20 protein-coding genes are annotated in these 20016 nt (G+C 67.2%); 10 read left to right on the top strand and 10 right to left on the bottom strand.

The features are described 5' to 3' along the window. Window positions 1–15 precede the first annotated feature (15 nt). Both AB0F51_RS10460 and AB0F51_RS10465 read left to right on the top strand, forming a co-directional pair. Window positions 16–432, top strand: a complete 417-nt coding sequence (locus AB0F51_RS10460) for a thioesterase family protein (RefSeq protein WP_360277072.1) — start codon at window positions 16–18, stop codon at window positions 430–432. Further along, a complete protein-coding gene (locus AB0F51_RS10465) occupies window positions 429–1631 on the top strand; it encodes a zinc-dependent alcohol dehydrogenase family protein (RefSeq protein WP_360277074.1) in 1203 nt (400 codons plus the stop codon). The genes AB0F51_RS10460 and AB0F51_RS10465 overlap by 4 nt, the downstream gene beginning before the upstream one ends. On the opposite strand, the gene AB0F51_RS10470 is transcribed toward AB0F51_RS10465, so the two are convergent. Continuing rightward, window positions 1632–2270 carry a dihydrofolate reductase family protein gene (locus AB0F51_RS10470; RefSeq protein ID WP_360277077.1) on the bottom strand — a complete coding sequence of 213 codons (639 nt, stop codon included), beginning with the start codon at window positions 2268–2270 and terminating at the stop codon, window positions 1632–1634. It lies immediately after the preceding gene. Between the two features lie 308 nt (window positions 2271–2578). On the opposite strand from AB0F51_RS10470, the gene AB0F51_RS10475 reads away from it, so the two are divergent. After that, the gene (locus tag AB0F51_RS10475) at window positions 2579–4024 is read left to right on the top strand and encodes a pre-peptidase C-terminal domain-containing protein (RefSeq protein ID WP_360277080.1); all 1446 of its coding nucleotides are present in this window, start codon (window positions 2579–2581) and stop codon (window positions 4022–4024) included. Window positions 4025–4129: 105 nt separating this feature from the next. Here AB0F51_RS10475 and AB0F51_RS10480 read toward each other — a convergent pair whose 3' ends face one another. From AB0F51_RS10480 to AB0F51_RS10490, 3 genes are all read right to left on the bottom strand, one after another. Continuing rightward, complete coding sequence (locus tag AB0F51_RS10480; RefSeq protein ID WP_360277083.1) at window positions 4130–4810, bottom strand: HAD-IA family hydrolase; 681 nt, start codon at window positions 4808–4810, stop codon at window positions 4130–4132. Window positions 4811–4882: 72 nt separating this feature from the next. Beyond that, window positions 4883–5512 carry a transcriptional regulator gene (locus AB0F51_RS10485; RefSeq protein ID WP_360277085.1) on the bottom strand — a complete coding sequence of 210 codons (630 nt, stop codon included), beginning with the start codon at window positions 5510–5512 and terminating at the stop codon, window positions 4883–4885. Next, window positions 5509–6018 (bottom strand): hypothetical protein, encoded by a 510-nt coding sequence (locus AB0F51_RS10490; protein WP_360277087.1) that lies wholly within the window; start codon window positions 6016–6018, stop codon window positions 5509–5511. Before AB0F51_RS10490 ends, AB0F51_RS10485 begins: the two co-directional genes overlap by 4 nt. On the opposite strand from AB0F51_RS10490, the gene AB0F51_RS10495 reads away from it, so the two are divergent. Continuing rightward, window positions 6011–7648, top strand: coding sequence for a PEP/pyruvate-binding domain-containing protein (locus tag AB0F51_RS10495; RefSeq protein WP_360277090.1), 1638 nt, complete (start codon window positions 6011–6013; stop codon window positions 7646–7648). The two genes, AB0F51_RS10490 and AB0F51_RS10495, sit on opposite strands and share 8 nt — an antisense overlap. Here the strand turns inward: AB0F51_RS10495 and AB0F51_RS10500 are convergent. Beyond that, window positions 7617–9032: an MFS transporter gene (locus tag AB0F51_RS10500; protein WP_360277092.1), complete on the bottom strand. Its 1416-nt coding sequence runs from the start codon at window positions 9030–9032 to the stop codon at window positions 7617–7619. The genes AB0F51_RS10495 and AB0F51_RS10500 overlap by 32 nt on opposite strands. A 249-nt stretch (window positions 9033–9281) precedes the next feature. On the opposite strand from AB0F51_RS10500, the gene AB0F51_RS10505 reads away from it, so the two are divergent. Both AB0F51_RS10505 and AB0F51_RS10510 read left to right on the top strand, forming a co-directional pair. Next, window positions 9282–9716, top strand: coding sequence for a helix-turn-helix transcriptional regulator (locus tag AB0F51_RS10505; RefSeq protein ID WP_360277095.1), 435 nt, complete (start codon window positions 9282–9284; stop codon window positions 9714–9716). Further along, window positions 9670–10122, top strand: a complete 453-nt coding sequence (locus AB0F51_RS10510) for a hypothetical protein (RefSeq protein ID WP_360277097.1) — start codon at window positions 9670–9672, stop codon at window positions 10120–10122. The genes AB0F51_RS10505 and AB0F51_RS10510 overlap by 47 nt, the downstream gene beginning before the upstream one ends. Here AB0F51_RS10510 and AB0F51_RS10515 read toward each other — a convergent pair. The 5 genes from AB0F51_RS10515 to AB0F51_RS10535 all read right to left on the bottom strand — a co-directional run bounded on the left by AB0F51_RS10515 (window position 10103) and on the right by AB0F51_RS10535 (window position 14244). Further along, the gene (locus AB0F51_RS10515; RefSeq protein WP_360277100.1) at window positions 10103–11389 is read right to left on the bottom strand and encodes a hypothetical protein; all 1287 of its coding nucleotides are present in this window, start codon (window positions 11387–11389) and stop codon (window positions 10103–10105) included. The two genes, AB0F51_RS10510 and AB0F51_RS10515, sit on opposite strands and share 20 nt — an antisense overlap. Further along, window positions 11386–11538 carry a hypothetical protein gene (locus AB0F51_RS10520; RefSeq protein WP_360277102.1) on the bottom strand — a complete coding sequence of 51 codons (153 nt, stop codon included), beginning with the start codon at window positions 11536–11538 and terminating at the stop codon, window positions 11386–11388. Before AB0F51_RS10520 ends, AB0F51_RS10515 begins: the two co-directional genes overlap by 4 nt. Before the next feature lie 89 nt (window positions 11539–11627). Next, complete coding sequence (locus AB0F51_RS10525) at window positions 11628–12482, bottom strand: DUF72 domain-containing protein (RefSeq protein ID WP_360277105.1); 855 nt, start codon at window positions 12480–12482, stop codon at window positions 11628–11630. Window positions 12483–12572: 90 nt separating this feature from the next. Beyond that, window positions 12573–13652, bottom strand: coding sequence for an inositol-3-phosphate synthase (locus AB0F51_RS10530; protein WP_360277107.1), 1080 nt, complete (start codon window positions 13650–13652; stop codon window positions 12573–12575). 10 nt (window positions 13653–13662) lie between these two features. Continuing rightward, window positions 13663–14244, bottom strand: a complete 582-nt coding sequence (locus AB0F51_RS10535) for a PadR family transcriptional regulator (protein ID WP_360277110.1) — start codon at window positions 14242–14244, stop codon at window positions 13663–13665. A gap of 223 nt (window positions 14245–14467) precedes the next feature. Here AB0F51_RS10535 and AB0F51_RS10540 point away from each other — a divergent pair, with 223 nt between their 5' ends. The 4 genes from AB0F51_RS10540 (at window position 14468) to AB0F51_RS10555 (ending at window position 19951) form a co-directional block, all read left to right on the top strand. Next, window positions 14468–15964, top strand: coding sequence for a TIGR00366 family protein (locus AB0F51_RS10540; RefSeq protein ID WP_360277112.1), 1497 nt, complete (start codon window positions 14468–14470; stop codon window positions 15962–15964). Between the two features lie 132 nt (window positions 15965–16096). Continuing rightward, window positions 16097–18355 (top strand): transglycosylase domain-containing protein, encoded by a 2259-nt coding sequence (locus tag AB0F51_RS10545; protein ID WP_360277115.1) that lies wholly within the window; start codon window positions 16097–16099, stop codon window positions 18353–18355. Window positions 18356–18439: 84 nt separating this feature from the next. After that, window positions 18440–18607, top strand: coding sequence for a hypothetical protein (locus AB0F51_RS10550; RefSeq protein WP_360277118.1), 168 nt, complete (start codon window positions 18440–18442; stop codon window positions 18605–18607). A 78-nt stretch (window positions 18608–18685) separates the two neighbouring features. Next, window positions 18686–19951, top strand: coding sequence for a mannosyltransferase family protein (locus AB0F51_RS10555; protein WP_360277121.1), 1266 nt, complete (start codon window positions 18686–18688; stop codon window positions 19949–19951). Window positions 19952–20016 lie beyond the last annotated feature (65 nt).

Below are 20016 nucleotides of genomic sequence, written 5' to 3' on the forward strand. Positions count from 1 at the left end.
CCTTAGGGTGGGTGGATGGATCGGAGTGGGTATCCGCATTTCCTCGCGATCAGTACGCGGTGGAAGGACAACGACGTCTACGGGCACGTGAACAACGTCGAGTACTACAGCTTCTTCGACACCGTGATCAACGACTTCCTGATCCGGGCCGGTGGGCTCGACATCCATCGCGGCGACGTGATCGGGTTGTGCGTGGAGTCGCAGTGCACCTTCCAGCAGTCGCTCGCGTTTCCGGATCCGGTCGACGCGGGGTTGCGGGTGGCGAAGGTGGGCAACTCCAGCGTGACGTACGAGATCGGCTTGTTCCGTGGCGGTTCCACCGAGCCCGCGGCGACCGGCCGGTTCGTGCATGTGTTCGTGGGTCGCTCCGATCGCCGGCCGGTCCCGATCCCGCCGGGGATCCGCACCGCTCTGGAAGGGATCGCCGGATGATCGTGCGAGGCGCAGTACTGCGGGAGATGGGACTGCCGAGCCCGTACGCCGAATCGCGCCCGCTCGCGATCGAGGAGGTCGAGCTCGCGCCACCCGGGCCGGGCGAACTGCTGGTCAGGATCCGGGCGGCCGGGTTGTGTCACTCGGACCTCTCGGTGATCAACGGGTCGCGACCGCGGGTGATGCCGATGCTGCTCGGCCACGAGGCGACCGGCGAGGTGGTGCGGTCGGAGGCATCTGGGTTCGCCGTTGGCGACACGGTCGCGTTCGCCTTCGTACCGGCCTGCGGCACCTGCGGCCCTTGCGCAGAAGGCAGAGCCGCCCTCTGCGAACCAGGAGCAGCCGCCAACACCGCCGGCACCTTACTCTCAGGCACCCGCCGCTTAACCACCATCACCCCCACGCCCGGCTCCACCTCCACCGCCGGCCCGGCCAGCTCCCCCTTCGCCTCCACCGGCTCGGCCGGTTCCGGGTTCACCTCCGGGGTGCTTAACCATCACCTCGGGGTGTCCGGATTCGCTGACCATGCGGTTGTCTCGGCGCGATCCGCGGTGAAGATCGACCCCGAGCTGCCACCGGAGATCGCCGCTCTCTTCGGTTGTGCGGTGATGACCGGTGTCGGCGCGGTCGTCAACACCGCCCGCGTGCAGGCCGGTCAAAGCGCCGTCGTCTTCGGTCTCGGCGGCGTCGGTCTGTCCGCACTCCTCGGCGCGGCTCTCGTCGGCGCCCACCCGCTCGTCGCCGTCGACGTCGTGCCCGAGAAGCTCGCACTAGCCCGCGAACTAGGCGCCACCCACACAATCGATGCCCGAAGCAACGATGTCGTCGAGCAGGTGCGCGCCGCGACCAGCGGCGGCGCGCAGTACGCGATCGAGACCGTCGGCAGCGCCGCCGTCCTGGCCCAGGCCTACGCGGCGACCAGCCGCGGCGGCACGACGGTGACCGTCGGCCTGCCGGATCCTTCGCAACAGTTGAGCATCCCGGCGGTCAGCCTGGTCGCCGAGGAGCGCACGCTCAAGGGTTCGTACCTCGGCTCGGCGGTCCCGAGCCGAGACATTCCGCGGTACATCGCGCTCTACCAGGCGGGCCGTCTGCCGGTCGACCGCTTGCTGACCTCCACGGTCCGCCTGGAAAACCTCAACGAGGCGTTCGACACCCTGGCCGCCGGTACGGCGATCCGCCAGGTGCTGCTCCTTTAGTCAGGAGTCGACCGAGAAGGACGAGGAGCCGTCCTCCATCACAGCAGTGCCGGTCTGGAACGGCGTCGGCGTCAGTGCGGAGTACGTCGCTCCGGTGCTGGTGACCCGGCTCTCGACCAGCTTGAAGCCCGTCGCCGGCGCGTCCTCGGTGAAGAGCCGCTTGCCGGTGCCGACCGCGACCGGGAAGGTCAGCAGGCGGTACTCGTCGATGAGGCCGGCCTGGTGCAGCGAGCGGGCCAGCGCGGCCGAGCCGTGGATCTGGAGCTCGCCGCCAGCCTGCGCCTTCAGCTCCTCGACCTGCTTGATGACGTCACCCGTGAGCGCGGTGCTGTTGTTCCAGGCCGGCTCGAGCGGCGTGGAGGTGGCGACGTACTTCGGCAGGTTGTTCAGCCCGGTGGCGGTGTTGCTGCCGTCGTCGATCTGCGACCAGTAGGCCTGCATCATCGTGTACGTCGTCCGGCCGAGCAGGATGGCGTCCGCCTTGGCGAACCAGCCCTCGACGATCTCGCCCATCACCTCGTCGCCGTACGGGATCAGCCAGCCGCCGCGGTCGAAGCCGCCGCTGCGGTCCTCCTCGAAGCCGCCGGGGCCCTGCATGACGCCGTCGATGCTGAGGAAGGTGTGGAGGGTGAGCTTCATGGTTCTCTCCGTTTTTCGTCGCGGTGGTTTGTGCTTTCGACGACGCGTCGGGCGGGACCCGGGCCGATCGACATTCTGCCGAATGTGATCCACATCACAGCAAACCACTGCGGTGTCAAGGAGTCTGAACGGCCCTGGGGCAGCCTCTGGAGAACGTAAATTCGCCGGAAAAATATATACAGACCGGCAACCGATGGGGCACTCTACGCAGAGTGCGCGGCTGCGCACCACAAGTGAGGCAACGACGGTTCCGCCCCCGCCGGCGTCATCGCCACGGAACCGTCAGGAGTCCCTGAGGAGGGCCCCAGATGCATAGCAGGTTCCGCCGATCCGGTGCGCTGGTCGGCACCGGTGCCGTTCTGTTCGGAGCGCTGGCCGTCGTGGCCGGCAACCAGGCAGACGCCCAGCAAGGTCCGGCTCCGCTCGACACGCTGCTCGGGCAACCGCTTCAGGGTAAAGCCGCCCTCGGCAAGGTCCAGCCGCGACTCGCCGAACTGGCTGAGCGCAACGGCCTGGGCGAGCAGCAGTTGCAGCGGATCCTGGCCACCGACAAGACCAGTTGGCTGGACAAGGACGGCAAGCTCTTCTACGCCGAGCCGATGGCCAGCGCCAAGCAGCGGTCCGCCTCGGCCACCGCCAAGTCGCCGAAGTGGGCCACCACCGCGGTCGCCGCCGCGACCGGGCCGGCCTTCGAGCTGCACAGCAAGCCCGGCTCGAACCGGGTGATCTACCTGGACTTCGACGGCCACACCATCACCGGCACCGCCTGGAACACGAACGGCAAACCGTCGACGGTCAACGTCACGGCGTACGACACCGACGGCAACACCGCCAACTGGAGCACCACCGAGCAGAACGTCGTACGGGAGGTGTGGGCCCGGATTGCCGAGGACTACGCGCCGTTCGACGTCGATGTGACGACGCAGGCGCCGGCTGAGTCGGCCATCACGCGGTCGGGCTCGACAGATCAGCAGTACGGCACGCGGGTCCTGATCGACCCGACCAGCTGGTACCAGTCCGGTTGTGGGTGTGGTGGTGTCGCGTACGTCGGCGTCTACGACGACCCGTCGCGGCACTCGTACTACCAGCCCGCACTCGTGTTCACGAAGGGCGTCGGTACGGGCGCGAAGAACATCGCCGAGGCCGCCTCGCACGAGGCCGGTCACAACCTCGGGCTCAGCCACGACGGCACCTCGTCGGTCGGGTACTACTCCGGCCACGGCGCTTGGGCGCCGATCATGGGTGTCGGCTACTCCAAGGCGATCAGCCAGTGGAGCAAGGGCGAGTATTCCGGTGCCAACAACAAGGAAGACGACTTCGCGGTGGTCGGCCAGAACGGCCTGGCACTGCGCGGCGACGACCACGGCAACGGCACCGCCGACGCGACTGCCCTCACGCTTGGCACGGCCGTCAAGGGTGTCTACGCCAACGACTCGGACGTCGACACCTTCCGGGTCGACCTGTCGGCCGGCACCTTCACGTTCGCGGCCAGCGCCGCGGCGTCCGGCGCCAACCTGGACATCAGGCTCCAGCTGCTCAACTCCGCCGGTACGGTCGTCGCCACCGCTGACCCGGCGTCCGGCCAGAGCAACTCCGGTACGCCGACCGGCCTGAGCGCCAGCATCAACCGCCAGGTCACCGCCGGCCGGTACTACCTCCGCATCGAGAACACCGGCTACGGCAACCCGCTCAACACCGGCTACTCCACCTATGGAAGCCGAGGCGCGTACTCGGTGAAGGTCACCGCCGGCTAGCCAGCCGTGCCCCGGGACATGTGACCGCTCGCCCCGGCCACATGTCCCGGCCGCACCTACGGGAGTCGAGGCGCCTGCAGCCTCATCGTGTCCTGACCAGTTGTGTCATACGCCGACGCCGTGGTCGGCGAGGAGAGCGATGAGGGTCTCGTGCCCTTGGGTCAGCTCCCATTGCTCGGCAGCAAGCCCAGCAATCCTCGCCGCCGCCACGTTGTCGGCCCTGTCGTCGATGAAGAGGATGCTGGCGGGGTCAGCCGCGATCCGTCGCGCGGCTTCGGTGAAGAAGGCCGGGTCCGGCTTGGCGACGCCGAGATCGTAGGAGTAGCAACTGACGTCGAAGAGGTCGTCGTACCCGAGGGTGGTCCGCATGTGCCCGCCCCGGTACTGCTCCTGATTCGTCCCCAGGTGCACGCCGTACCCGTTCCGCCGAAGCTTCTCGACGATCGCGAACGACTCCTCACTCCGCACGATCCGGTGCCACACATCCCGGTACACCACCTCGACAGGCACCACAACGCCGTACTCCGCAAGCGTCGCCGCCAGCAACGGCAGGTAGTCGTCCTGCCCGGCCAGCGCCGGCAGCTCGTCCTTCCAAGTCCGGCGCAGAAACTCTTCCGTCCGTTCGCCGAGATACGGCTCCATCGCGGCAGCCCACCCGCCAGGAATGTCCTGCAACACCCCGTCGGCATCGAACAGAACATGCCGGATCCCCGAACCGGCAACCTGCCGCTCGGAACCTGCACTGGTCGGCGCAAGCGCTTGTACACGTCGGTAGGTGCCGGTCACTGGCCCATGATCATCGACAGAGGTGGGGCGACTCCACGCAATATCAACTCGCGGGCAGAGGGTGCGGAAGAGCTACCCGCCGCGAGAGACGCCGAGGGTTGCGATGAGGTCTTCGTGGAGTTCGAACCAGACGGAGTGGCAGGAGTCGGCGTCTGTGCGGTCGATCCAGGTCGGATCTCCGTCCCGGGCGCGGTCGAGGGCTGTTGCGAACCTGCGGTCGTAGTCGCCGAGGCGGGCGAGGACGGCGCCGATTCGCTCGGACAGCGGGCGAAGCGCCTGCTCGATCGTTCTCAGTTGCTCGATGACCTGGCCGTCCCACTGCGGGTCGTCGTGGTCGTTGAAGGCCAGCAGGTCGGCGGGTGTCGGCTTGAGCTGCCAGTCGGTACAGGCCTGCTGCAGTTTTCCGTTGAGTGGCAGAAACTCCCGGTACGCCGCGTGGATCGTCTCGCGTCCGGTCGCTTGATCGAGTTCGGTCGCGAGTTGGCGCTCGTTCTCCGCGCGCCCTCGGTCGGTGAGGGACCAGCCGCCCGTTCCGGCGAATTCGCTCCAGGTGATCCAGCCGTAGGCCTGGTGGTCGAGCAACAGTTCCGACGTCCTCGCCTGGTCGAGGCCGAACCTGCCGGCGACAGTGACGTCGTCCGCGACGCCCTTGAGCCGTACGGCGTGCAGCGTCAGCAACTCCGGAGTGGAGGTCGTGGTCACGGCGTCCCATCCGAGAGCCGGCTGGTCCGCGTGGTGAGCCGATCGAGACGTTGCTGGCAGGCCTGAGGTGAGTTCAATCCCAGCGCGGCGGCCATCTGCGCCCAGGTGAGTCCGAGCCCCCGCGCCGCGAACAACAGCCCGGTCTCGAGCTGATCGATCTCAGCCCGCGCGGCGGGCAACAGTTGGAGCGCCGCTACCACCGCATCGGTCATCTCCTGATCCGCCGCCTCACCGAACGGCGCCGAACTCGACCGCCACAGAAAGAACTGGATCAGGTCAACCGCCGACGGCGGCATCGCCCCAACCTGCCACGGCCGCTGCTCAAGCTGATCCGCACCAGCCGCCAGCAACCGCTCCCGAGCCTCCCGCTCCCGCTGCGCCTGCCCCTGATCACTCATGCCCTCGTTGCCTTCCACCCGGAAACAGTCCATCATCAACAAAGTGTTGTCAACATTCTGTTGAAACCGATGGTGGCCGCCTGCTCGTGAGGAGTGCTCGTTGATCATCCGACTCACCGAGGCGACGCTGGAGAACGCCGGCGCCAAGGCCGCGGTCCTCGGCCGTCTCGCCCGCGCCGGCTTCCCGGTCCCACCGGGTTTCGTGATCCCCGTCGACGCCTACCGAGCCGTCACCGCCGGGCTGAACCTGACGGAGGCCGCGTCCAGCGCCCCCGACGAAGTACGCCGCCTGGTCGCGGCCCAGCCGGTGCCACCGTGGCTACTCGCCGAACTGGCCGAGGCACTGACCGACCTGGGTGACCACCCCGTCGCAGTACGGTCGTCCGCTACTACCGAGGACACCCCGACCGCCTCAGCGGCAGGCCAACATGACACCTTTCTCGGAGTCGACGCCCTCCCCGAGGCCGTCGCCGCCAAGATCCAGGCGATCTGGGGATCCCTTTGGAGTCTCCGCGCCGTCGCCTACCGCCAGTCCAATCCCACCGCCCACCCATCACCCGCGGACCCCGGCATAGCAGTCATCGTCCAACGCCACGTAGACGCCCAGGTCGCCGGAGTCCTCTTCACATCGGCCTCCCGCACCCCCGACGACACCGCAGTAGCGGAGGGCACCGCAGTGCTGGACGACACCGCGATGCTGGGTGGCGCCGCGTTAGTGGAAAGCACCGCAGCACCGGACGGCTCCGCAGTGCTGGACGAGACCGCAGTGCTGGGCGGCTCCGCAGTGCTGGACGAGACCGCAGTGCTGGGCGGCTCCGCAGTGCTGGACGAGACCGCAGTGCTGGGCGGCGCCGCGTTAGTGGAAGGCACCGCAGCACCGGACGGCTCCGCAGTGCTGGACGAGACCGCAGTGCTGGGCGACACCGCATCGCTCGACACCGCAGTAGTGGAGGGCACCGCAGTACTTGACGACACCGCGGTGCTGGCTGGCGGCGGGTTGGTGGAGGGCACCGCAGTGCTGGAAGCGTCTTGGGGGCTGGGGGAGAGCGTCGTTCAGGGCTTGGTGAACCCGGATACCTACACGCTCACCACCACCTCCGGCCGGCGTCTTCTCACCCGTCGGCTCGGCACCAAGCTCGTCCGGACGGACCGCAATATCTCCGCCGGTCTTGCCGATGGTTCTGGGATCGTGGCGAGTGAAGTCGCGGCTGTTCAGCAGCGAGAGTTCTGCCTCAGCGAGTGCCAGGTGGAACGACTCATGGAGCTTGGGCAGGAGGTTGCCGACTACCTCGGCGGTCAACAAGACATCGAGTTCGCCGTGGAGGGCGACCATGTCTGGCTGCTCCAAGCCCGCCCGGTAACAGTTCCCCTGCTGCCCCACGAAACAGCGGCGAGCGCGGTCGGCGTACTGCGGGGAGTTGGTGGGGGTGCTGGGGTCGCGTCCGGGCCGGCTCGGTTGGTGGACAGCGTTGCGGACTTCGCTCGGGTTCAACCGGGGGACATCTTGGTCTGCCGGTTCACCGATCCTGCGTGGACTCCCTTGTTCGGTGTGGTCGCCGGTGTCATCACTGAGGTCGGCGGCCGGCTCTCGCACGCGGCCATCGTGGCTCGTGAACGTCGAATCCCCGCCGTGCTCGGTGTCCCCGACGTCATGACCACCCTGGCGGACGGGCAGCCGATCACGATCGAGGGAAGCACCGGAGTGGTTACGCCGGGTCCGGTCGGCCGGCGCGGTTAGTGCCGTGTTCCAGCCGGGATCTGCCGAGCCAGTGAAGGGCGAGGATGCCGAGGCTCAGGTGTAGGAGGCTGGCGACGAGGGCGGTGATGTGGAGGCCGGTGACAAAGGCGGATTTGGCGTTCAGCACCGTTGCGGCGGCGAGGCCCGGGAGTTGGAGGGTCTCGGCGAGTGTGGGGGCGACGTCGGGGCCTTGGAGTCTGAAGACCAAGGCGGCGAGTGAGCCGAGCAGTGCGATGCCGAGCGCGTTGCCGATCTCGTTGCTGGTCTCCGCGATCGCTCCTGCTGCGCCTGCTCGGTCCGTCGGTACTGCGCCGACTGCGGTGTCGGCGACCACGGCGAAGGAGATGCCGTAGCCGATGCCGGCGATGGCCGTGGAGGCGATGTACCAGCCGACGCCGCCGGTGATCGTTGTCGGGAGAAGTAGGAGCAGGCCGGCGGCGATGGAGAAGTGGCAAACGATCAGGATGGCTCGCTTGCCGATCCGATCGACCACCATCGGGGTGACGACGCAGGTGGTGGTCAGCAAGGCGGCGCCGGGAAGGGCGAGGAGTGCGGTCTGCAGGACGGGCAGTCCTAGGACGGACTGGAGGTAAATGCCTGCCAGGTAGGCAGTTGCCGACCACGCGGCCAGTGGCAGCAGACCGGTGATGACCGCGATGGTGAAGATGCGGTCGCGGAAGAGTGAGAAGTCCATCAGCGGGTGTTCCAACGCCCGCTGTCGTCGGCCGAACCAGATGAGCAGCGCGACTCCTGCCACGCCGGTCAGTACGGCCGTGAATGAAAGACCCTCGGCCGCCATGTGCTTGAGGCCATAGATGAAGAGCAGAAGGCCCGCTGCGGACGTCACCACGCTGAGGATGTCCACGCGTCCAGGTCGAGTCGTGCGTACCTCGCCGAGCAGTGCTGGTGCGAAGAGCAGGAACAGCGCGATGACGGGCAGGTTGATCAGGAAGACCGATCCCCACCAGAACCGCTCGAGCAGCAGGCCGCCGACGATCGGACCGATCGCGAACCCAGCTGCGAACACCGCCGCGAAGATGCCGATGGCCTGCGCCCGGCGACGGGCATCGGAGAACAGCTCACTTAGCACCGCCAAGGCTGATGGCAGCAACGTCGCACCGGCGATACCCATCAGTGCGCGGGCGGCGATGAGCAGCTCGGCGTTGGGTGCGAAGGCAGCCATCACCGAACCAGCACCGAACGCCGCCGCGCCGATCATCAGCAGGCGCCGGCGTCCGTACCGGTCACCGATGTTGCCAAAGGCAATGAGAAGTGATCCGACGGCGAACCCGTACACATCAAGAATCCACAGGGTCTGATCCGCGCCGGGTGTCAGGGCTTGGCTGATCCTGGGCATCGCCAGGAACAGGATCGACCCGTCCATGGACACCAACACCACAGGCCCAAGCACCACCAACAACCCAAGCCACGCGCGCGAGCCAGCTCCGCGGTTGGTGCGGGCGTGAGTTCGGGGACGGTTCGGTTCTGGGTGGGAGGTCGGGACCTGGGGTTTCTCAGGGTGGGTGGTCATGGTGTCGAGGTTCGGGGATGGCGTGAGGGACAGCCAGGCTCCTGGTGTGGGTATACCCGGCAGGTGCACCCACGGGGGTGATTGGCGACCTAGGCTCGTGGTGTGGAGACGCTCGGAGGATTTTTGAAGAGTCGGCGGGACCGGATCACGCCGGCTGACATCGGGTTGCAGACCTACGGGACTCCGCGACGAGTACCAGGGCTGCGTCGCGAGGAGCTCGCACAGTTGGCGGGTGTTAGTGCGGGGTACTACACGCGACTTGAACAGGGGCAGGCGGATGCTGCGTCTGATCAGGTCCTTGACGCTCTGGCTCGGGTGCTGCAGCTCGACGAGATCGAGGCGGTTCATCTGCACAACCTTGCGCGGCGGCCCGCCGCGTCTGGACTCTCCGAACCACCCCACGAGACACCACATCCTCGTGTCCTCAGCCTGCTGAAGTCGCTCGACGCTGCCACGCCCGGCGCTGGTCTTGGGGCGACGGGGAGATGTTTTGGCCTGGAACCGACTCGGGCACGCGCTGTTCGCGGAGCACGTTGACTTCGAGGCGCCTCAGGACAGCCAGCGCCGGCCGTCTATTCCGCGGATGTTCTTCCTTGACCCGCTCACTCGTGACCTGCACCGGAACTGGGACGAACTCGCACGTATCCACGTTGCGTACCTCCGATTGACTGCTGGTCGTTTTCCTACCGATGCCCGTTTGGCTGAACTGATCGGCGAACTCGCGATGGGGAGCGATGAGTTCGCCACCTTGTGGGCAGGAGGTGAAGTTGCGGATTGCACTGTGGGGGACATGCAGCTGCAGCACCCGACCATCGGAGCAGCCAGCGTTGCCTATCAGGTCTGGCTTCAGCCGGACAGTCCGGATCACCGGCTTGAGATCTACACACCCAATGACGCGAGCTCGGCCGATGCTCTGCGGATCCTCACGCAGGATCGTGGATAGCTAGTCGGTCAGTTGACGGTCCTGTCGTTGGGGCTCTAGTTGGCGCGCGGTCGTGGTGGCTGCGGGGGTGGAGTGGGGCATTGGCAGGTGCTGGAGCGTGGGCGGTTGGTGGCGTGATGCCGGCGAAGGCGTGATGGATTGCGGCGGCTTGGGATGAGGGGGTTGGCGCTGCGTGCTGCCGGTGGACGGGGGCGGGGGACGGGGCGGTGGCTGGGGAGGTACGGGCAAGGCCGAGGACGTTGGGCTGTGCGTCGGCTACGGCTACTCGCGGCGGTGCAGGCGACATAGCTGTGGTTGAGGTCGGCGAGGCCGACATGGCTGTGGTTGGGGTGAGGGGTGTTGCACTCTCCGGGGCGATGGCCAGCGGGATCTGGGTGGTGGTTCGCGACTTGGTGGGGGTGGTGGGTGTGGGGCGGCGTCTGGGTGGGGTGAGGTGGAGGTGGGTGCGGTGTGGGGGTGGGGTGTGGTGGTGTTCGAGGGTGGTGAGGGATTGGTGGAGGGTGGTTAGGAGTCTGGTGGTGGCGGCGTGGGAGCGGGAGGCGGCGAAGCCTCGGGGGAAGGGTTCGTAGAGTTCCAGGCCTTTGAAGGAGTTGCGGAGGGCTTCTTCCAGTTGCAGGCGGACGGCGGGCGCGTCGTCGGGTGGGACCAACTGTGGGAGGCGGCTGGAGTTGTAGATGAGGGCTACGGCCTGTGGCCATTGGCCTTCTGCGGTTTGGCGGTTCAGGAGGTTGAGGGTTTCGCCGGGCTGTGAGCCGGTCCGGCGGTCGAGGTCGGTGGTGAAGAGGCGAACGGCTGGGACGAAGGCGGCGTACGACGGTTCGGTGCGGATGTCGAGGATGCCGGGGGCAACCTTGTCGATCTCGAGCTCGCGGAGGTAGTCGTTCAGATGGTCATGCGCCCAGGCTTCGGCGACTCCTTCTTCCAAGGCTCGACCGCCGGGAAGTTTGAAGGCGGCGTGGGCTGCCTCCTGCGTGGCACCGGCCGGTCCGAGGAAGTGGGATTGCTCGTGCAGCAGCGTCAGCAACGCATCGCGGCATCGGGCTAGCTCAGCGTCGGTCCGTAGCTCGCCCGGACGCCGGTAGAGATCCTGCAGTGGGTCGAGGATGAAGTCCCGGTCCAGATGCAGCGTCCCGTCCCAGTGCGCCAGACCGAGGACTCCGTCCTCGGCCTCGATGATCTGGCCGTTCCACCCGGACTGATCCGCGCCGCTGATGCGCAACGCCGCCCAGGCATGCTGCTCCAGCAGGCTTTCGAGTGAGTCGATCATGATCGACGCGCCGTCGCCAGGCGGACCAGGGAGTCCACAGATCGTCTGAGGTTGGCCTTCTCGCGGGGATCCTGGCAGGCCTCCGCGCGCCGGCGCAGGTCGGCGATCAGCAGTTGGGTGCGGGTCTCTCGGTCGTCGGTGGATTCCATGGCTGTCCTCCCGGAAAGTTGGTCTCGCCGGAGAACATATGGAGATTCACCGCCGGCCCAGCCGCGGATTTACCAGCTGTGGACAACCCTCAGAAAAGCGTCGGCGGCTCGGCCGGCATCGGCTCGGGCAGCGGGCCGAGCTCAGGCACGCGGGCGCGCACGTCGTCGTAGAAGCGCCGCGCGAGCGCGAGCGACTCGACGTTGTCGGGCGTGTGCAGGAAGACGGTCGGCGACCGCCCTTCCGACAGCCAGGAGGCAGTCTGGTCCGCGAGGTACTGCCAGCCCTCGATGGTCACGGAGACGTCGTCGCGCCCGATGTAGCGGACGATCGGGTACTGCGTGAGCGCTCGCGTTCGCCGAGGTACTCGCGGCTTGCTCAGCCACGCCTCGCGTTCGCCGTAGCTCGAAGCAGGTGTTTCGAAGAGGGTGACCGTGTCGAACGGGACCCACTCGGCTCCGGCGCGACCGAGCACTTGTTCCAGTTGCTGGGTCGCTCGATCGTCGGTGAAGAAGGCCGGGTGCCGCACTTCGACGGCGTACCGGAAGGCCGACGGTGCTCTGTGCAGGAACGATGCCAGGGAGCCGAGCTCGGAGGGGCTGAACGAAGGCGGCAGCTGGATCCACAGAGCATGGGCTCGCGGGCCGAGGGGCTGCATGGCGTTGAGGAAGGTGCGCATTTCCGCATCGGCGGCGTCATGCAAACGCAGGTCATGCGTGATCACCTTCGGCAGCTTCAGCACGAAGCGGAAATCAGGCGAGACCTGCGCAGCCCACATCTCGACGGTCGCCCGAGCCGGAGTCGCGTAGAAGGTCGTGTTGCCCTCGACCGCGTTGCACCAGGTCGCATAGGCCTCGAGCCGTTCACTCGCAGGCAGCGGATGCGGCAGGAACCGCCCGTTCCAGGGCGCGTGCGTCCACATCGCGCACCCCACATGCAGCCGCATTGCCGGGACGTTACCGAAGAACACCGACAAGAAAACGCAGGGCCCCGCGACCGGTGAGGGTCGCGGGGCCCGTAGTACAAGGGGAGCGGGTCAGCGCTCGACCTCGCCCTTGATGAACTTCTCCACCAGGTCGCGGCAGACGTCGTCGGCGTACTGCTCCGGCGGCGACTTCATGAAGTACGACGAGGCGGACAGGATCGGGCCGCCGATGCCGCGGTCCTTGGCGATCTTCACCGCGCGGATCGCGTCGATGATGATGCCGGCCGAGTTCGGCGAGTCCCAGACCTCGAGCTTGTACTCCAGCGACAGCGGGACGTCACCGAAGTTGCGGCCCTCGAGCCGGATGAAGGCCCACTTGCGGTCGTCCAGCCAGGCCACGTAGTCCGACGGGCCGATGTGCACGTTGCGCGGGTCGATGTCGTCGACCAGCTGCGAGGTGACGGACTGGGTCTTGGAGATCTTCTTGGACTCCAGCCGGTCGCGCTCCAGCATGTTCTTGAAGTCCATGTTGCCGCCGACGTTGAGCTGGTAGGTCCGGTCGACGGTGACGCCGCGGTCCTCGAACAGCTTGGCCAGCACGCGGTGCGTGATGGTGGCGCCGATCTGCGACTTGATGTCGTCGCCGACGATCGGCACGCCCGCCGCGGTGAACTTGTCCGCCCACTCCTTGGTGCCGGCGATGAACACGGGCAGCGCGTTCACGAAGGCGACCTTGGCGTCGATGGCGCACTGGGCGTAGAACTTCGCCGCCTGCTCCGATCCGACCGGCAGGTAGCAGACCAGCACGTCGACCTGCGCCTCACGCAGCGCGGCGACCACGTCGACCGGCGAAGCGTCGGACTCGGTGATGGTCTCGCGGTAGTACTTGCCGAGACCGTCCAGGGTGTGACCGCGCTGCACGGTGACGCCGGTCGGCGGCACGTCGCAGATCTTGATCGTGTTGTTCTCGCTGGCACCGATCGCGTCGGCGAGGTCGAGGCCGACCTTCTTGCCGTCCACGTCGAACGCGGCGACGAACTCGACGTCGCGGACGTGGTACTCACCGAACTGGACGTGCATCAGACCGGGGACGCGCTCGTCGGGCTTCGCGTCGCGGTAGTAGTGCACGCCTTGGACGAGCGAGCTGGCGCAGTTGCCGACACCGACGATCGCTACGCGGATCGAAGTCATCTGGAACTCCTTAGTTGGGGGGTGGAACAGGCGGTTGGTGCTCTTCAGGGGGCCGCTGCCGGCTGCGTTCGCCGTCGATCAGCTCGTTCAGCCAGCGGACCTCGCGCTCGGCCGACTCCAGGCCGTGCCGTTGCAGCTCGAGGGTGTACGCGTCGACCCGCTCCGCGGTCCGGCTCATCGCGGCCCGGAAGTTGGCCAGCCGCTCCTCCATCCGGGCCCGGCGGCCCTCGAGGATGCGCAACCGGGTGGCCGGATCGGTCCGGCCGAAGAACGAGAACCGGACGCCGAACGTGTCGTCCTCCCACGCCGACGGACCGGCCTCACTCATCGCCTGAGCGAAGTGGTCCTTGCCGTCGGCAGTGATCGTGTAGACGATCTTCGGTCTCCGCCCGGCGTCCGGCGTACCGGTGTCGGCGGAGATCAGTCCGTTGCGGAGCATCGCCTTCAGGCACGGGTAGAGCGATCCGAACGACAGCACGCGTCCCCAGCCGAACTGGGCGTTGACGCGCTTACGGAGCTCGTAACCGTGCATCGGCGCTTCGTGCAACAGGCCGAGTACGGCGAGTTCCAGGACTCCGCTGCGGTTTCCCATGACCCACCTCCCTCGACCTATTTTGTCATGCTTTGTCATGACGTGATGTATCGAGTTGATACATCGCACCGCCACTGTAAGCACCGCGATCGGCTGTGGACAACTCCTGACAAAGACGGACTTTGTCAGCTACATCACGACGCGCAGCCAGAAAACCTGTTACGTCAGGCGCTGAGCTGCGTTAATCAGCTGACACAGAGTCGTGGTCCAGGAGCGGAGGGTCATGGCGGACAGCCATGGGAAGCACGCGAAGCACGGCGCCGAGGGCGAGGGCCCGCTGGCCCGGACCGCTCTGCGCTTCACCGCCTTCACCGAGAAGTGGTTGCCGGACGCGTTCGGGTTCGTACTGGTCGGCACCTTCGTGGTGCTCCTGTTCGGCCTGGTCACCGGCGAGCCGCTGCTGAAGCGGCCGGACGATCCGGCGGCGATCAAGGGCTACGGCCTGGTCGACGCGTGGGGCCTGGGGTTCTGGAGCCTGATCACCTTCACGCTCCAGATGGCCATGATCATCATCGGCGGGTACGCCGTGGCCACCAGCCGGCCGGTCGCCCGAGTGATCACCAGGCTGGCCCGCATCCCCAAGTCACCCCGTACTGCGGTCGCCTTCGTCGCGGCGATCGCGATGCTGGCGTCGTACCTGAACTGGGCCTTCAGCCTGATCTTCGCCGCCATCCTGGCGCGCGAGGTCGCCCGCAACGTGCCGAAGGCCGACTATCGCGCGCTCGGCGCCATGGCGTTCCTGGGGCTCGGCACGGTCTGGGCGCAGGGCCTGTCCGGCTCGGCCGCTCTGCAGGTGGCTAGCGCGAGTAGTAGTCCCGCTCCGGTGCAGGAGGTGATCCGGGAGGGCGGCCACCCCAGTGGGATCATCCCGTTGAGCGACACGATCTTCACCTGGCAGGCGATCGCCGCCACGCTCCTGGTGTACGTCGTGGGCGTGGCGATGGCGTGGTTCATCGCACCGGGCGAGGGCAATGCCCGCACGGCCGAGGAGATCGGCATCGAGCTGCGGCCGCTGATCGGCAGGGGCTCTGTCTACAACGGGCAGCGGGTCGATGGGGCCGAGGACGAGAAGCGCAGGCCGGGGGACTGGCTCGAGCACTCGCCACTGTTCAGCCTGCTGGTCGTCGCACTCGGTGCGATCTACCTGGTCCGGTACTTCGACGGCAAGAACTTCTTCAGCGCGCTGGACCTCAACACGGTCAACCTCATCCTCTTCCTGCTCGCCATGCTGCTGCACTGGCGTCCATGGCGGATGGCCCGCGCGGTGCGGGACGGCGCACCGGCAGCGGCCGGCGTACTGCTCCAGTTCCCCTTGTACGGCGGCATCTTCGGCATGATCGCCTACACGGGGATCTCCGCCCGGTTGGCCGGGTGGTTGGTGCAGGCAAGCAACCAGGTGATCTTCCCGCCGCTGGTGGCGATCTACTCGTGCATCCTGGGGATCTTCGTGCCCAGTGGTGGCAGCAAGTGGGTGATCGAGGCGCCGTACGTGCTGGACGCTGCGAACCAGCTCAACGTGGACGCGGGCTGGATGGTGGTCGTGTACGACCTCGGGGAGGCCAGCGCCAACCTGCTGCAACCGTTCTGGATGCTGCCGACGCTGGCCATCCTCGGACTCAAGGCCCGCGACATCATGGGCTACACGTTCACGATGTTCCTCGCCTGCTTCCCCGCGGCGCTGATCGCGGTGACGCTCCTGGCACCCCACATCACCGGCTGAGCCGAGTAGTGATCAGCGTCTTACCGTAAGTGGCCGACGGACCGCTACGATCCAGGGCGGAATAGGGAGCGTTACCACATCCGCCGTACGCTGGGACGCAATGACTTCAGCGAGATCGTCGAGGATTGCACTGTGAGTGAAGCTCGTAGGAAGGCCCCTACCCGTACGCGCGCCAAGAGACACTGGGCGCTGAGGGCGTTGGGCTGGCTGCTGGCACTCTGCTTCCTCGGGGTGATCGGTGCCGTCGCCACCTTCTTCATCGGCTACCAGACCACCGAGATCCCGGACCCGAACAAGGAGTTCGCGACCAACACCACACAGGTCACGTACGCCGACGGCAAACAGCAGCTGGGCTCGTTCTTCGAGCAGAACCGGCGCTCGGTGCCCCTGGAGCAGATCCCGAAGTACGTCCAGGACGCGGTCATCGCCGCCGAGGACCGGACCTTCTGGACCAACCCCGGCATCTCGCCGTCGGGTATGGCCCGGGCGGCGTACAACATCGTCCGGGGCAGGCAGCTGCAGGGCGGTTCCACGATCACCCAGCAGTACGTGAAGATCATGTACCTGACTCAGGAGCGGACCTTCTCGCGGAAGTTCTCCGAACTCTTCATCGCGACCAAGCTGAGCCGGTCGCAGGACAAGAAGGAGATCCTCGAGGGGTACCTGAACACCATCTACTTCGGTGAGGGCGCGTACGGCATCGCGGCCGCGGGCGAGGCGTACTTCGGGGTGAAGGACCCGAATCAGCTCAGCATTCCGCAGGCTGCCTTCCTGGCAACCGTCCTGAACAACCCGACCCGCTTCGACCCGGACAACCCGGCGGCGAAGAAGCGGATCCTGGAGCGGTACCAGTACGTCATCGACGGGATGCGGCAGAGCGGATCGATCTCGGACGCGAAGGCAGCGAAGTACAGCGCGCGCGTCCCTCCGACCGCGAAGAAGCAGAAGAGCAGCAGGTACAAGGGCTGGCAGGGCTTCCTCCTGGACATGGCCCGCAAAGAGCTGGTCAAGGAAGGGTTCACCGACGAGCAGATCGACGGTGGTGGTCTGAAGGTGCGGACGACCTTCGACTACAAGCTGCAGAGGGACGCGGTGGCCGCTGTCTTCAGCGACAAGCAACCAGGCAAGCCGGACAAGCTCCATGTGGGCCTCGCCTCCGTGCGGCCAGGCACCGGCGAACTGGTGGCGATGGTCGGTGGTCCCGACTTCCTGAAGAGCCAGCTCAACTGGGCGACCGCCAAAGCCAGACCAGGGTCGTCGTTCAAGCCGTTCGCGGTGGCCGCGGCACTCAAGGCCGGCAAGACGCTCGAGGACACCTTCGAGGGTGATGGTCCGATCGAGATCCGGGGCGGCGAGTACGACAACGAGCTCGGCGAGGACTACGGCCGGGTCAGCTTGCTGAAGGCCACCGAGATGTCGGTCAACACGGCGTTCTACGACCTGGTCGACCGGCAGATGGACGGCGGCCCCGGGAAGGTCGCCGAGATGGCCGAGGCCGCCGGCGTACCGAAGATCCCGGCTTCCGACCGGGAGGCACCCGCGCTGGTGCTCGGTCCGAATGCCTACGCGTCACCGGTGGACATGGCCGGGGCCTACTCGACCTTCGCCGCGGACGGCAAGCGCGTCCCGGTGCATGTGATCAGCGAGGTCCGGGATCTGGCCGGCAAGGTGATCTGGTCGGCCAAGGCGAAGCCCAAGTACAAGCCGGTCCAGACGATCGACGCCGAGATCGCCAAGACGACCAGCTACGCCTTGCAGCAGGTCGTCGAGGACAAGGACGGGACCGGTCGGCGCGCGAAGGAACTCGACCGGCCCGCGGCGGGCAAGACCGGAACCGCCGGTGGTATCTCGATCGACCACCGCCGGGCGAATGCCAAGTGCAAGTGCAAGGAATTCAAGGACGGCTCCGACACGCTGACCTCCTGGTGGGTCGGCTACACGCCGCAGTTGTCGACGGCTGTGCTCTACCGCGCAGGCAAGGAGGGCGAGTCGGACCTCGACCCCTACAGCGACGACCCCGCGTTCTTCGGTGGCAACTACCCCACGAAGACCTGGCTCGACTTCATGAAGCCGGCGATGGAGAACCTGCCGGAGGAGGAGTTCTCGGAGCCGTCGGAGGAAATCATGGGCACGCCGACGCCGACCTACACGCCGAAGCCGAGCACGCCGACGCCGACGAACACGCCGCCTCCGTCGAGCACTCCGCCGCCGTCAAGCCCGCCGCCGTCGAACACGCCGCCCCCGTCGTCGAACACGCCGAAGCCGCCCAAGCCGTCGGATACCCCGACGAGGACGAAGCCGACAAAGCCGACCTTCCCGACAATCCCCACCGGCCCACCGGGCACGGGCACGGGCACGACACCTCCACCTGAACAACAGAACAACCCGTAGTCCCAGCCGACGGCACCCCGCTCCGGGGTGCCGTCGGCTTCTACGAGGCGGAGTCGAGTGGCTGAGGTGACGGGGAGGCGAGCCATGGTGTCGCGGCGTCGTCGGGTGGCGGCGACGGTGGCGGGGGTGATCGGGATGGTGTCGGGGGCAACAACCGTGATTCCGGTCGGGCTGGTCGTCGGTGGTCTGGCATCCGCGGGTGTGGGTGGGATCGCGTTCTGGCGGACGCGCGCGCGGGCAGCCGATCGTTGATGAGGCACCATGGTCGGGTGAGATCGGGTCGGCGGGTCGTGGCGTGGTGGCCGGAGTCTGCGCGGGAACGGGCGTCTGGTGGTTGTTGAGCGGGCGGCTGAGGACGAGTCGCCGCAGCGGGCGGGTCTGGAGCAGCCGGAGCGGGCGGGGGTGGAGCAGCCCCAGCGGCCGCGTGTGGAGGAGTCGCAGGAGGCTCGGCGGGCCAGCGGCGGGGGTGTGCTGGGGGTTCGGTGGCGGCCGGATGGGGTGGTGCGGGAGACGCTTGGGTGGTGGTTGGTCAGCCGGATCGGGATCTTTCTGCTGTCCGTGTCGGCGCCGCTGCTGTTCAACTCGGGGAAGAACTATCCCGACGTCTGGCGCGCCTGGCTGCAGTGGGACGTCGCGCACTTCAAGGCGATAGCGGAGTTCGGCTACAACCGCGGTGAGCCGTCCGGTGCTCCACTGGCAGCGTTCTTCCCAGGACTGCCGTACCTGATGCGTCTAGTCGGCTGGACCGGCATAGGCCCGGTCGCTGGTGGCGTAGTGATCTCCCTGGTCGCCAGTGCCGTCGCAGGCGTCTACCTGGCCCGGCTGGCGCAGTACGAGTTCCCGCAGCTGACCAACTTCGGGCCGAAGGCGGCGCTGATCTGGTTCACCGCGCCGGTCGGAGTGTTCCTCGCCGCGCCGTACACGGAGGCGTTGTTCTGCGCCTTGGCCTTCCCCGGCTGGCTCGCGGCGCGGCAGGGGAAGTGGGGCAAGGCGGCGCTGTTCGTGGCGCTCGCGTGCACCGTCCGGGTCTCCGGCATCTTCCTCGCCGCCGCGCTCGTGGTCGAGTTCCTCACCTCGAAGAAGAGAGACTGGTACTCCGTACCGTGGCTGGCGCTGCCGGCCATCCCGGTGCTCGGCTTCATGGCCTACCTGAAGCAGATCCACGGCTCCTGGTTCGCCTGGCAGGAAGCGCAGGAGAAGGGCTGGGCCCGTGAGTTCACCAAGCCGTGGACCTCGCTGGCCAACACCATCGACGCCGCGACCGAGGGCCACTTCTCGGGCGAGCGCAGCGACTGGACCTGGATGTTCCGGGCCGAGCTGGTCACTCTCGCTGTCGGCCTGATCCTCCTGGCCTGGTTACTCTGGCGTCACTCGTGGGGTGAGGCCGCCTGGGTGGCCGCCACGATCGCTGCGTTCGTCACCTCGTTCTGGATCTACTCGCTGACCCGCGCCACCCTGCTCTGGTGGCCGCTGTGGATCGGCCTGGCGGTGCTGGCCGAGCGAAGACCCTGGTTGGGCCGCCTCTACCTGGCGGTGGCGATACCCCTGGCAGCCATCTGGGCAGCCGCCTTCTTCACCGGCCACTGGAGCGGCTGACGCCGGAGCACAAACTGAGTAGTAGTGCTCACGTGGCTGATCGCGTGCCTCACCTACCGTCATCG

This window comes from Kribbella sp. NPDC023855 (assembly GCF_040639475.1).
In the GTDB taxonomy this organism is placed as follows: Bacteria; Actinomycetota; Actinomycetes; order Propionibacteriales; family Kribbellaceae; genus Kribbella.

Coding starts and splice junctions, on each gene's coding strand:
- AB0F51_RS10460 (WP_360277072.1), top strand. CDS start 16: ATGGATCGGAGTGGGTATCCGCATTTCCTCGCGATCAGTACGCGGTGG.
- AB0F51_RS10530 (WP_360277107.1), bottom strand. CDS start 13,652: ATGACTTCGATCCGCGTAGCGATCGTCGGTGTCGGCAACTGCGCCAGC.
- AB0F51_RS10535 (WP_360277110.1), bottom strand. CDS start 14,244: ATGGGAAACCGCAGCGGAGTCCTGGAACTCGCCGTACTCGGCCTGTTG.
- AB0F51_RS10540 (WP_360277112.1), top strand. CDS start 14,468: ATGGCGGACAGCCATGGGAAGCACGCGAAGCACGGCGCCGAGGGCGAG.
- AB0F51_RS10475 (WP_360277080.1), top strand. CDS start 2,579: ATGCATAGCAGGTTCCGCCGATCCGGTGCGCTGGTCGGCACCGGTGCC.
- AB0F51_RS10515 (WP_360277100.1), bottom strand. CDS start 11,389: ATGATCGACTCACTCGAAAGCCTGCTGGAGCAGCATGCCTGGGCGGCG.
- AB0F51_RS10525 (WP_360277105.1), bottom strand. CDS start 12,482: ATGCGGCTGCATGTGGGGTGCGCGATGTGGACGCACGCGCCCTGGAAC.
- AB0F51_RS10465 (WP_360277074.1), top strand. CDS start 429: ATGATCGTGCGAGGCGCAGTACTGCGGGAGATGGGACTGCCGAGCCCG.
- AB0F51_RS10490 (WP_360277087.1), bottom strand. CDS start 6,018: ATGATCAACGAGCACTCCTCACGAGCAGGCGGCCACCATCGGTTTCAA.
- AB0F51_RS10470 (WP_360277077.1), bottom strand. CDS start 2,270: ATGAAGCTCACCCTCCACACCTTCCTCAGCATCGACGGCGTCATGCAG.
- AB0F51_RS10520 (WP_360277102.1), bottom strand. CDS start 11,538: ATGGAATCCACCGACGACCGAGAGACCCGCACCCAACTGCTGATCGCC.
- AB0F51_RS10550 (WP_360277118.1), top strand. CDS start 18,440: ATGGTGTCGCGGCGTCGTCGGGTGGCGGCGACGGTGGCGGGGGTGATC.
- AB0F51_RS10500 (WP_360277092.1), bottom strand. CDS start 9,032: ATGGACGGGTCGATCCTGTTCCTGGCGATGCCCAGGATCAGCCAAGCC.